The following is a 12,310-nucleotide window of genomic DNA, read 5'->3' as shown; positions in this document are numbered from 1 at the left end:
GGGCTTGATTTAACTCTGTCTATATTATTTCACAATGTCATGGCGTTGGGGTTGGAAACACTTGCGGTGTTGGTGATTTCTGTGTGGCTCCTTTTTCAGCATTTTCTAGAGCTTTTATTCTCTGATTGAGAATTTGAATCTCCTGTTCTAAAGATTGAATTTTCTGTGTTTGGTCACCATATTTTTCTCGTGTACTATAAACGTATTCGTAGGTATTTAAAAAAAGTTGACCAATTGACCAATTAGCTGCTAGCACAGCAATTATTGATACAATAACTGCTATCAAACCTCCCCATGTAACTCTAAATTCAATCGATTTTGCCTTTTCGGCAGCTTCTTTAGCAGACTTAGAGGACTCCTCAGCAGAACTTTGAGCATTCTGGATTACATCGGGAATTGAGCTACGAATAGGGCCGGGATATGCCTTAATAAGATAGCCTTCAACATCATTTTTATTTTTAGCTTTTGGAAATGGTTTGTATTCTCCTTGGCGGCTTATAGGAGAAATTTTTGTATTCGATGGTTTCCAATGTTTATTGGGGCTTAACTTTGTAAATTCCATCCAGATAAGTGGATCACCGCCCTTAAACGTATAGTCATTTGTTGTTAGGTTATGTAATGGAATTGAAAGCTTGCCATCAAAGCCTGGATCAACGAGTGGGCCAGTACCCAGTAATAGACCTTTATATATATTTGTTATCTTTAAGTTGAATCGCAAGGCTATATAATCTGGAATTCTAAACGTAGGTTCCAGTGTTACAAATGCAATTGAGTTTTTTTTCAGAGTAAAGTCTACACCTTGATCAATATATTTAACCTTTTTGTTACCCTTTTCGTCCCAATATACGCATTTTCCAAGTAAATTTACTTCATAAGACGCAGGCTTCAACTTGTCTGGATCAAAAGGATAGATCATGCCTGTTGCAGCAACGTAATCATAAATATCGGCCGAATTTAATAGGGCTGGCGCGATCCTAGGAAATACATCATTTGACCTATATATTTGAAACCGACGTTCGGCATCTGCATCATCCTGAGAAAACGGATTATTGCTTTGTAAGTTACTCTGAGAAGGGTTAGTCATAGCAAATTTATCTGAGTTTCAGCTTGCTCTCGTGTCAACAATGAAGATGGCTCAAATCCAAAATAATCTATAGGGTAACCAATGAATGATTCGACTTCTTCAACAAAGCGAAGTGCTTTTGGCGATAGTGCATTTAAAGTACAGCATGATTTGTCTATATAGTCCAAATGATTCAAGATAATATGTGTAGGTCGATTCACCATAATTGCTTGACGCACGACATCAGGATGGAAGCGTGCAACTCGCCTAATTGATTTTGTGACTGATGTATACTCAATAATAGGCATGGAGCTTCCTGATTCACTAGACACAGCTTGCCAATCAATTTCATAAGGCAATGGCCCTGAATTTCCACTCACACGGATAGGAAATGCACGCAATACCAGTACAATCTGATCTACATCTAATGGGCTAAGACCTGCCTCAGAAACAAAAGCTGCCGCTGTCGTATCACGACTGGTTACATAAGGATATTCAGCAGAATGAAGTAGGGATAAACCAAATCCTTGTGTACCTTCGATAATTATTCTATGTTTAGCTTCTAACTGGTTTCGCATAAAAGGCACTACAGGTTTGACAAATTCACGCAGGTGTTCATTGTTCTTAGCCAAACAAACCGAGAAATCGCGGTCGATTCGTCTGCGTACTGCCGCACCTGTTCCACTTAAGGTTGAACCTATAGATTGACGCAAAGAACTTGTTTGTTCTTCAATTTGCTCGTGTTCTGTAACGATCATTGCGTTAGGATCTATCAAAAGCCGCTCACTAGGCAATCCTGTGCGGGCAATTTCGCTAAGTAAAATATCTGGTTTTATATAACTTCCTGCACCTATTACGCAGGTAACGTTTGGAAGAATTGCCGCAGTAGGTAATTGCTGAAGAATTATCGGTGTACCAGATGGATCGATCACCGTATGCCCAGAGTTGCTTCCTCCAACACGGACTGCTACACTTGCTCCTGTTTCTTGCGTAAGCAAATGAGCAACCTTCCCCTTCCCCTCAGAGCCAAACTGACCACCAATTACTACTGTTACAGGCATTTTTAAAGATTCTTTGCGTTTTTCTTATACTCTACAGCTTGAGCAAGCAGTGACAAAAAAGATTCTAGACTATTGATATTAACAACCGAAAGGTCTGCTAAAGAAGCCAATTTAGCGACATCTACTTCAGCTAAATGAGAATCAGCAATAACAAATTCTTCATAATTACCTCCCCTGGAGATATATCGCGCCATACGAAGTTCTGGCGGGCAGTTAATATGAATATGCAGGAAAGATGGACCAAACCTTTCCACCCAAAAAGCATGATCATCTGGGTAACGCAATCCATCAATAACAATGTCACCCTGATTGGGAAGTTTTTCAAGAAGCTTTTTACATAGCCAATGTTGCCCTGGATTTTTATTAACTTCTTCCCCTACTTGCTGTAGAGTTTCACGGCGAGGTTTTATGCCGCGCTCATGCAAAATATCTGCTAACACGAGGCTGTATCGAGTGTAATGAAAGCCGAGTGATTTCAGAAATTCTCCCCCAGTTGTTTTTCCAGCAGCAATTGGGCCACTTAATCCAATAACTATTTTGTTTTTCCAATGACTTTGAATGGAATTAACATCAGGAATAATTAAGTATTCTTCTTCACTATTTCCTAATGCTTCAAATTTTCCATGCCAGAAGAAAACACCAACAATAGCTGAAGTAATTGCATCTAGTTCATCATGGCTTATTGGTTGCTCAGTATACTCTCCTCTAACACCAAATTCACTAAGCCCAATTTTAAGAAGTTCAATACTAGCTTTCTTTCTTGGAATATTCATGATATCTTGTGCTGCGCCTGGATAACTTTCAATCACAGCTATCCCTTTCTCTCTAAAATATTTAGCAAGCCTAATACCACGAGCAGTCAAATTTTGCATACTCCTAATTAAAGATGGATAAACATTTATCCCACGCTTCTTTAATATTCTTTCGCAAGATCGAGTAATACCGTAAAGCTGCCGTCCAGGATCGCTATCCTCAACGCTAACTCTTCCTATAGGTAAAGACAATGGTGAATCAATAGAGACTAGAGTAGGCTGAACATCCAGCGTTGCATTAATGATATCATAATCAGTATTTAATCTTTTAGTAATTACATAATCTCCTTCTAATACGCTCCATCCAGACGCTCGTTTCTCTGAACCGGAAAGGTCAATACCAACAACTTTTAAATTAGATAAATCTTTTATATCGGCAATATCTTTTAGTGAGATGCTTGAGCATTGTTTTTCTTTAAACGCAGGTATACATATTCCCTTTTGATTTGATTTGGATTTACCTTCATTCCACTGTAATGGACTTGGATTCGCCGCAAAATGATGAATGGATGCACTAATATTTAGAGGAATTTGATGTTTTTGTATAAGCCGAGCCATGACAGCATCAAATATTGATTTCATACCTTCTATATCCGCATGATTGTAAGAAATCAACAGTCTAAGGGAGTCAGAATCACCTCGACAGTATTTGTACCAGAGTAAAGGAGCAGAATCACCTTTTATTTCCAACAAATTAGAAGGTCTTTTTACTCCTAAAATTTTTTCAATTTTTTTTTGTCCTCCTGCTAGTCCAACCCGTTTTGCTAAGAAACGTAGATCAATGTGAGTTTTAGGAAATTTCAAATTATGAAATTCTTTGCAAATAAAAGGAATGTCAAAAAGCGAACCATTAAAAGTAACAATAACTTTTGCTTGTGTTAATGCTTGTCTGAAAGAAGAATCATCCTCTCCTCGTATATATACTTTGTACTTTGAATCCATACTCCATCCTACTAGTGTAATATTGTTATAATATCTACTTAAACCAGTAGTTTCAATGTCTAAAAACATTGTTTTTTTAGGAAAACTGAGCGCAATTCGATAGTATTCTGATCTGGTTAAATTTTCAGCAAAAAAATCAGTATTTTCGTCTTCTAGAGCTTTGCGTGAAGCTTGAATAAAATTGTTTCTACTCTTATCTGTATTAATATCAACTATCGATAACTGAGTTGCTTGTTTTAATTCCCAGTCGTCCCAAGATACAATACCTGAACGCCAAAGTTCATTTTCTGTCTTAGCTCCAATTCCTTTTAAATGTTGAAAAGTTGATAAAAGCATTGTATTTGCATCTCTTTTCGAGTAGTGTTGGTATTTATATCGTGTTAGTAATTGTATCCTCTAGTGTTTATTAACCCAAGTTGCTAGTTAATCTTGTGAGTAATAGCTACGGCAACCAAAGCAGTCCAGCAGTTGCAGATGCACACCTCAAGGACTACCCTAGATCACAAATCATACAACAAGCAGTTTTATTAATAACGATTGCACTGCTTTTCTACATACATCGTCGCTCATAATATCTTTAATATAGTCACGATTCGTGACTATATGTGTTACTCAGATCAAGTAAGGTCATAGACATCATTCGCCCAAGGGCTGAATATAGAATCGACGCGCTCAGTGAAAAGCCCTTGGAGCCGATGGAATACTGTAAAAGATGGGTTGATATGTCCCCCGATGACCGGGGGTACAGAAAAGCCTGCATAGCCGCTCTTGCCGAAGCAACTGGGCTGAGTCCAAGGACTATAGGTAATTGGGGTTCTAACTTCGAGAAGCGCCCGAATTATGTAGCGCATATTTTACGAATGGCGGATAAACTCAACCAAATCAAAAAAATAGTCTTACCTCCTGACTTTCCTCAAGAATAATTTACTCGTGATTCGTGACTAAAATACTTGTACTATAGGCAGATATTTCCTAAGTTGAGGTCAGCAAGCATGGATTTTGCGTGCAGTAGCTTGATGCCTCCACAATTCCCTGCTGCTGTAACCCTTACTAACTCACGAACGCTCAAAATGCAAACTGGGAGGCAATCCCACCAAAACAAACATCAAATTGATACCCTCTGTCAGTTGCCCCTGGAACCGATGGAGTATTGTCGTCGTTGGGTTACTCACGAACCAGGACGTAATTATCGCAAAGCTTGCATTAATGCGATCGCGGAGGTTACAGGTACTAGCCCAAAAACTGTTAAAGATTGGGGGACAGAGTTTCACCGACGACCAAAATACGTTACCCGAATTTTGCGGCAAGCCGACCTGATTAATCAATTCAAACAGCTGGTTGTTAAGGGAATTATTACTTTGCCCTCTAACTTACCTCAAGAATAAGCAAGCATGTAAATGCCTGCGCCTGCTCTTTTATTGGCTAGAAGTAGCCTTTCTGAAAGCAAGTTAAAGTGTCAGAGGCGATCGCTACTCACTACCAATTGCGCCAAAAACCGCTTGCTCTGATTACAAGGTTAATCTTAGGCTGAGATACAGAAGTACTAATTGGAACAGGCAAGAGGTCTAATGAATTCAATCAGCACCGTTGAAATCAGCAAAAATCCTTGCAAAATCGAGGTAATGGATAATTCTATTCTCATTCGTGATTTGGAAATCCCCCTACGTGAAGCTGTAGACTACCTGCAACTTCTTCCACAATCAGAAAAAGAAAAGGCTTGCCTAAATGCTTTTGAAGTAGGATTCTTTTGCCTCCAAAGAGTTCAAACCCTTACTGACACAGAATTTGTGAAGCGACAGTTTGAGTCTTTGCTTGTTGATATTTCTAAAGCGGTTGGGGTTATACCTGAAACCCTTGAGCAAAGATTAATCAGTCAACTTACTACAGATGATGGTCAAGTATTTGCTCTAATACAAAACCAAATTAATTTAACCAAAGCAGTTCTCACCGAACAACTAGAAGGAGTGAGAATATTGTTTCAACAGGAGATTGACACCTCGAAAGAGACTTCAACTCTTGGCGGCGTGATGAAGAAGTTGCAGGACTTGTTAAATCCTCAGTATTCTGGCTCGGTACAAGGCGTATTTCTAGAGGCGTTAAATAATGTCACAACAGAAAATGGAACTTTAGTTAAAGCCGTTAAAACCGTGGTTGAGGAAGCAGTTAAACCACTAGCTAGCGAAGTAGATCAATTAGCTAAACAAATTCGAGAAAAAGAGGTGGTAGAGTCTGTTTTGGAGCAAACTATTGCTAAAGGAGCAACTTACGAAGAAGCTGTGGTTGTAGAATTACAAAATTGGTCAAAGCTTTATGGCGCAGAGGTTTCTCATGTTGGTAATGATAAAGAACCTGGAGATATTCTCATCAAGCTGAGTGCAAACTCAATAGCATTAACAGAAATGTCAATAGTTATTGAAGCGAGAAACCGAGAATCTAAACGATGGGGTCGAGGAAAAATTTCTAAGCAATTAAGCACAGCTATGGAAAAGCGTGGAGCAAATACTGCTATATTTCTAAGTCGCACTCGTGATGGTTTAGCTCACGAAATTGGTGAATGGGGGCAAGGGATATGTGAACAGGGTTTATGGGTAGCTACTACACATGAACTATTAAATGTCGCTATCCAATTTTTGATTATTCGCCAACAGTTAGCATCTCAGCAGCTCCTTAACTCTCAACTGGATTATACAGTTATAGAAGCCCAGCTTCAGCGAATTCAGTCATCTTTAGATTATGTCACCAAGATTAATACTCATCTAACTTATGTACAAGAAAATGCGGAAGGAATTCGAGCAAAAGCCAAAGCCATGAGAATTGAGATTCGGAATAGTATTTCCGAAATTTATGAAGCAGTTCGTCTGAGTCAGATTGCAAGTTAGTAGGAAATAATATGAGTGTTATCACTATTCAATGTCGTCTGCTTGGTGATGATAACAGCCTCCGTCTTTTCTGGGAACTAATGGCTGAGAAAAACATACCACTGATTAACCAATTACTGGAACAGCTAGGCAAGCATCCTCATTTCGAGACTTGGTTACAAAAAGGTGAAGTGCCTAAAGACATCCAAGACTAAGAAAGAAACTTTCATCAATGCCACACAGTTAAATACACCATGAGCCTTATCACTATTCAATGCCGCCTGGTTGCTGATAAAGCAAGTCTTCGCCACCTGTGGAAACTGATGGCCGAGAAAAACACGCCGCTTATTAATGAATTATTAGAACAGCTAAGACAACATCCTGATTTCGAGACTTGGTTAGAAAAAGGTCAAGTACCTAAAGACACTATCGAGACAATATGCAATTCTCTCAAAATACAAGAGCGTTTTGCTGACCAGCCAGGTCGTTTTTACGCATCAGCAGTTACTCTAGTCAAAGAAATTTATAAGTCTTGGTTTGCCTTACAACAGCGACGACAGCGCCAAATAGAAGGAAAAGAGCGTTGGTTAAATATGTTGAAAAGCGATATAGAATTACAGCAAGAAAGTCAATGCAATTTAGATGTAATTCGCGCCAAAGCTACTGAAATTTTAGATTCGTTTTTAACCAAGTTCAGTCAGGAGAAAAATAAGCAATCCAAAATAAAAAAAGCCAAGAAGACTAAAAAAAATAAAGAAATATATTCAAATACCACACTTTTTAATGGGTTATTTGATACTTACGATAAAACGGAAGACTGCCTATCCAAGTGTGCGCTTGCATATCTGCTTAAAAATAACTGTCAGGCCAGTAAAGTTGATGAAGACCCTCAACAATATGCTAAAAATAAACGTAAAAAAGAAATTGAAATTGAACGTTTAAGAAACCAAATCAAAAGTCAGAAACCCAAAGGTCGAGATATTACAGCAGAAAAATGGTTAGTAACTTTAGAAGAGGCGACCAAAAAAGTCCCTTTAAATGAAGACGAGGCAAAGTCTTGGCAAGCTAGCTTCTTAAAAGCAAATAGCTATATGCCATATCCTATTGATTATGAAACAAATACAGATTTGGATTGGTTTACCAATTATATTGATGATGAAACTAAGAGAGGAATAATACTATTAGGGCAAATATATTTTTTGAATTTAGCTTTAAAATTAAGGACATACAACTTAATTAAGTATGTTTATTTCACAATGGTATGCTCTTCCAATAGAGATGTAAATTGGTTGAACCTACAAAGCAAAAAAGATCGTATCTTTGTCAAGTTTAATGGTTTGAAGGAAGAAATCAAGAATCCTGAATTTTATGTTTGTTGTGATTCTCGCCAGCTTCATTATTTTCAACGTTTCTGTCAAGACTGGCAAATTTGGCATGATGACGATGAAACATATTCTTCTGCATTGTTTATTCTCCGTTCTGCACGTCTGCTTTGGCAGGAAAGAAAAGGTAAAGGTAAGCCGTGGACGGTTCACCGCTTAATTCTTCAATGTTCTATAGAAACACGTTTGTGGACACAAGAGGAAACAGAACTAGTTCGCTCTGAGAAAATCAATCAGGCTGAAAAAACTATCAGCAAAATGGAACAAGAAGGTAGTTTAAAGAAGAACCAGGTAACTCGTCTAAAAAAAGAGTTAACTACGAGGCGTAAACTTAACAACCCCTTCCCTGGCCGTCCCAGTAAACCTCTGTATCAAGGAAAATCTAATATTCTGGTTGGTGTAGGCTTAGGTCTAGATAAACCAGCAACAGTTGCTGTGGTAGATGCTGCCAACAATAAAGTTTTGACTTATCGCAGCGTTAAACAACTACTCGGTGACAACTATAATCTTCTCAACCGCCAAAGACAGCAACAGCAACGCCTTTCACACGAACGCCACAAAGCTCAGAAACAAAACGCGCCAAATTCATCTGGTGAATCAGAGTTAGGACAATATGTTGATAGATTACTGGCAAATGCGATTGTTGCGATCGCAAAAACTTACTCTGCTGGCAGCATTGTTCTACCCAAACTCAGCGATATGCGAGAAATCATTCAAAGCGAAGTTCAAGCCAGAGCAGAGAAAAAAATTCCAGGTTACAAGGAAGGTCAACAAAACTATGCCAAAGATTATCTTGTCAGCGTCCATCGCTGGAGCTATGGTCGATTAATCGAGAGTATTAAAATCCAAGCTGCAAAAATTGGAATATCTATTGAAATGGGGCCACAGCCAATTAGAGACACTAAACACGAACAAGCCAGAGATTTAGCTTTGTTTGCTTATCAACAGCGCTAACTTGAGGTGCTTTAGTTGAAATACTGAACCTTGAAAATATAATATAGAAATAATAGCGCCGCAGTTCATGCTGTGAAAAATCTGGGTTAGTTTGACGGTTGTCAGACCGTTTTGCTTTCTGGCCCTGGTAGCTGCCCGCTTCTGATGCTGCTGTCGCAAGACAGGATAGGTGCGCTCCCTGCAATAAGAAGTAAGGCTTATTAAGCTCTAACCGTTCTAGCAACGGTGCGGATTACCTCAGTGGTGGCTACTGAATCACCCCCTTCGTCGGGGGAACTCTCCAAATATTTTTTTGGCGTGTCGAAGCGGGGGCAAAATCCCTGGAGTCCCGCCAAAAATTAAAACCTTTGTCCGGCCTTAATTTCAGTCTCTTAGACATGAAGATAAGCTCTAGTCAGAGGAACGAAAAACCATTTATGTACTTTCGCTGCCAAATTTAAGTTTGGAAGCCTGTACTGATAAGGGTATAGACGGGTCGAGTTTCAACAACCATCCCGGCTAGGGGTGGGTTGAAAGGCAAGGACGAACTAATCTAGAGCTAGAGGCATTTTATCGTTTCAACAACCATCCCGGCTAGGGGTGGGTTGAAAGGGCTTGAACATAAAATGCCTCTACAACCAAACTATCTGGTTTCAACAACCATCCCGGCTAGGGGTGGGTTGAAAGGTAATTTACACATATTTTTAAGTCAATAGTAAGAAGTTTCAACAACCATCCCGGCTAGGGGTGGGTTGAAAGCAGCCAGTAAGTCATAGTTAGCTAGAGTTTGGGTTTCAACAACCATCCCGGCTAGGGGTGGGTTGAAAGAAATTACGTGTTGACGGTACATTAGCCGATTGTGAGTTTCAACAACCATCCCGGCTAGGGGTGGGTTGAAAGAACCGTAGATCGGAGTTTATCTCTATCGCACAGTTTCAACAACCATCCCGGCTAGGGGTGGGTTGAAAGATTTTCTCCCAAGTAAGAATGGTTTTTAGCTCAAGTTTCAACAACCATCCCGGCTAGGGGTGGGTTGAAATTTCTTGCAGATCCTGGGGAATTTCCGATTGCAGAAAGGTTTCAACAACCATCCCGGCTAGGGGTGGGTTGAAAGCATTCCCCTACTAAAAACAATTGATTTAGGATTCAACAAAGCTCACAGCTTCCTAATTAGAAATGAGTAATAATTTAGTGAGCTTTGTTCGTTTTTAAAACTTATAATCTTGAAGTTTGACAGGAGGGTTGAAAGGAGCGCCTGCCTAACAATGAATATTTTATTGGCTAAAAAATTTGCTTTTGAGCGACATTAATTTGCTAATAGCATCAAGAATGGCTCAAAAGCGTTATTTGCGTACAAACGACAGCAACCTGCGAAATTCGACATTAATTTGCGAACACCGACATTTAATCTGCGAATGTACACCTTTATTTACTTAATGGGCAGTACCAGACTCGAACTGATGACGTCCTGCTTGTAAGGCAGGCGCTCTACCAACTGAGCTAACCGCCCAATCCTTAACTAATATAGCAAAAGATTTCAGATTGCGCTAGTAGTTTTAAGAAAATCTTTTTTTCTCTTATACTGACTCAATATTCAGTTACTCAGCACGAGCTAAACGCCCCGAAGAAAACTAACAGGATTTAGGATGCCCTCTGGTCGGACTCACGATCGCATTACTATGTATGCTCTGCCATTCGTGGCGGGCGTTACTTTCTGGCAAACTCACAGCAGCAATGCGACTTTGTTGGTTGCAGGCGGGTTTATATTTGGAGGGCTGATGTTTGGCCCCGATTTGGATATCTACTCTGTGCAATTTCAACGCTGGGGTTTCTTGCGCTGGATTTGGCTACCTTATCAAAAAAGTCTCCGCCATCGTTCTTTTTTATCCCACGGGCCGATTATTGGCACGATTTTGCGGGTAATTTATCTGGGGTGTTTGCTTGCTCTGACGGCAATTTTCGTTTTGACGATCGCCCAAAGGTTATGGAATCTGAGTTTTACTTGGCAAGATTTGGGTGTAACTGTGGGGCGATCGCTCGTGGATTACGATACTGAATATATCGCCCTGTTTTTGGGGTTGGAACTCGGTGCGATGAGTCATTCTCTGAGCGATTGGGGGGGTTCGGCTTATAAGCGGTTTAAAAAGCAGGGGGTTCGGGGGTTGCTTCCTAGTGGCAAAATTAAGAGGCGGAAAGTCAGGGGTGGGAGTCGTCGGGCGAGAGTAAAGAAATGATTTTAAACGCAAAGGGACGCTAAGGGAAGCGCAGAGGTACGCAGAGGTATGGAAAATCGAGATGAGACTTTGGTGGCGTTGCAGGAATTGATTCAGGTGGTGGCGAAGTTGCGATCGCCTGATGGTGGTTGTCCTTGGGATTTGGCTCAAACTGCCGAAACGCTGACGCCTTATGTGATTGAGGAAGCTTATGAGGTGGTGGACGCGATTAAGGGCGGGGATAAGAATGCGATCGCTGAAGAGTTGGGAGATTTATTATTACAAGTGGTGCTGCAAGCCCAAATCGCTAGTGAATCTGGGGAATTTTCTCTCAAGGAAATAACTCAGGGGATTTCCCAAAAGTTGATTCGCCGTCATCCCCATGTGTTTGGTGATGTGTCAGTTGCAAGTGTGGATGAGGTGCGGCAAAATTGGGAAAAAATTAAAGCTGCGGAAAAAGGCGAAGCATCTCCAGACGCACAAAAACTTAGTGCTAAACTCGGTCGTTATGGGCGCACTCTTCCCCCACTGACGGCGGCGATGAAGATTTCTCAAAAGGCTGCGGCTATCGGGTTTGAATGGGAAAATATTCAGGGTGTCTGGGATAAGTTTTATGAGGAGTTGGGGGAGTTTCAACAGGCTTTAGCTGAGGAAACACCAGAACGACAACAAGCAGAATTAGGCGATTTACTATTTGCAGTTATTCAGTTAGCCCGTTGGCATGATCTTGACCCTAGCACCGCTTTGCAAGGCACTAATCAGCGATTTGTCCAGCGATTAGAAAAAATGGAGGCAGTTGTTGATCGTCCGCTTTCTGATTACAGTTTGGATGAGTTAGAAACTCTCTGGCAACAGGCAAAAGCTCAACTTGCCAAAGAGCAGTAAATAGCAAATGCGATCGCCAAAATAGCAAATGCGATCGCTGAAGTAGCAAATGCGATCGCCGAAGTAGCAAATGCGATCGCGGAAGTAGCAAATGCGATCGCGGAAATAGCAAATGCGATCGCGGAAATAGCAAATGCGATCGCGGAAATAGCAAATGCGAT

11 protein-coding genes, 1 tRNA gene and 1 CRISPR repeat array are annotated in these 12,310 nt (G+C 40.4%); of the genes, 7 read left to right on the top strand and 5 right to left on the bottom strand.

Annotation, left to right across the window (positions count from 1 at the left end; translation table 11 throughout):
* Nucleotides 1–37: 37 nt before the first annotated feature.
* The 3 genes from HWQ23_RS04195 to HWQ23_RS04185 are packed head-to-tail and all read right to left on the bottom strand — an operon-like array spanning nt 38 to nt 4,214.
* Complete coding sequence (locus HWQ23_RS04195) at nt 38–1,084, bottom strand: dCTP deaminase domain-containing protein (protein WP_292823921.1); 1,047 nt, start codon at nt 1,082–1,084, stop codon at nt 38–40.
* Nucleotides 1,081–2,124 (bottom strand): adenylosuccinate synthetase, encoded by a 1,044-nt coding sequence (locus HWQ23_RS04190; protein ID WP_292823918.1) that lies wholly within the window; start codon nt 2,122–2,124, stop codon nt 1,081–1,083. The genes HWQ23_RS04195 and HWQ23_RS04190 overlap by 4 nt, the downstream gene beginning before the upstream one ends.
* Nucleotides 2,125–2,126: 2 nt before the next feature.
* Complete coding sequence (locus HWQ23_RS04185) at nt 2,127–4,214, bottom strand: ribonuclease H-like domain-containing protein (RefSeq protein WP_292823915.1); 2,088 nt, start codon at nt 4,212–4,214, stop codon at nt 2,127–2,129.
* Nucleotides 4,215–4,573: 359 nt separating this feature from the next.
* Here HWQ23_RS04185 and HWQ23_RS04180 point away from each other — a divergent pair, with 359 nt between their 5' ends.
* From HWQ23_RS04180 to cas12k, 5 genes are all read left to right on the top strand, one after another.
* Complete coding sequence (locus tag HWQ23_RS04180) at nt 4,574–4,801, top strand: hypothetical protein (protein ID WP_365740519.1); 228 nt, start codon at nt 4,574–4,576, stop codon at nt 4,799–4,801.
* Between the two features lie 93 nt (nt 4,802–4,894).
* Nucleotides 4,895–5,263, top strand: a complete 369-nt coding sequence (locus HWQ23_RS04175; RefSeq protein WP_375466495.1) for a hypothetical protein — start codon at nt 4,895–4,897, stop codon at nt 5,261–5,263.
* Between the two features lie 183 nt (nt 5,264–5,446).
* Complete coding sequence (locus tag HWQ23_RS04170) at nt 5,447–6,757, top strand: hypothetical protein (RefSeq protein ID WP_292823911.1); 1,311 nt, start codon at nt 5,447–5,449, stop codon at nt 6,755–6,757.
* Between the two features lie 11 nt (nt 6,758–6,768).
* Nucleotides 6,769–6,951: a hypothetical protein gene (locus tag HWQ23_RS04165; RefSeq protein WP_292823908.1), complete on the top strand. Its 183-nt coding sequence runs from the start codon at nt 6,769–6,771 to the stop codon at nt 6,949–6,951.
* Nucleotides 6,952–6,990: 39 nt separating this feature from the next.
* Nucleotides 6,991–9,072: a type V CRISPR-associated protein Cas12k gene (cas12k, locus tag HWQ23_RS04160; protein ID WP_292823905.1), complete on the top strand. Its 2,082-nt coding sequence runs from the start codon at nt 6,991–6,993 to the stop codon at nt 9,070–9,072.
* Nucleotides 9,073–9,551: 479 nt separating this feature from the next.
* Nucleotides 9,552–10,165: a CRISPR direct-repeat array (repeat unit 37 nt; unit sequence GTTTCAACAACCATCCCGGCTAGGGGTGGGTTGAAAG).
* A gap of 323 nt (nt 10,166–10,488) precedes the next feature.
* Here cas12k and HWQ23_RS04155 read toward each other — a convergent pair.
* Nucleotides 10,489–10,561 (bottom strand) — tRNA-Val (locus tag HWQ23_RS04155).
* A gap of 136 nt (nt 10,562–10,697) precedes the next feature.
* Between HWQ23_RS04155 and HWQ23_RS04150 the strand changes: the two genes are divergently transcribed.
* Nucleotides 10,698–11,285, top strand: coding sequence for a metal-binding protein (locus HWQ23_RS04150; protein ID WP_292823902.1), 588 nt, complete (start codon nt 10,698–10,700; stop codon nt 11,283–11,285).
* 48 nt (nt 11,286–11,333) lie between these two features.
* Nucleotides 11,334–12,149 (top strand): nucleoside triphosphate pyrophosphohydrolase, encoded by an 816-nt coding sequence (gene mazG, locus HWQ23_RS04145; RefSeq protein WP_292823899.1) that lies wholly within the window; start codon nt 11,334–11,336, stop codon nt 12,147–12,149.
* On the opposite strand, the gene HWQ23_RS04140 is transcribed toward mazG, so the two are convergent.
* The coding region (locus HWQ23_RS04140) for a hypothetical protein (protein WP_292823896.1) at nt 12,128–12,310 on the bottom strand (183 nt) is incomplete at its 5' end. The two genes, mazG and HWQ23_RS04140, sit on opposite strands and share 22 nt — an antisense overlap.

It is taken from the genome of Nostoc sp. JL33 (genome assembly GCF_017114985.1).
GTDB lineage: Bacteria > Cyanobacteriota > Cyanobacteriia > Cyanobacteriales > Nostocaceae > Nostoc.
Note: the sequence above shows the minus strand (reverse complement) of the source record. Positions and strands in the feature narration are given on the sequence as shown.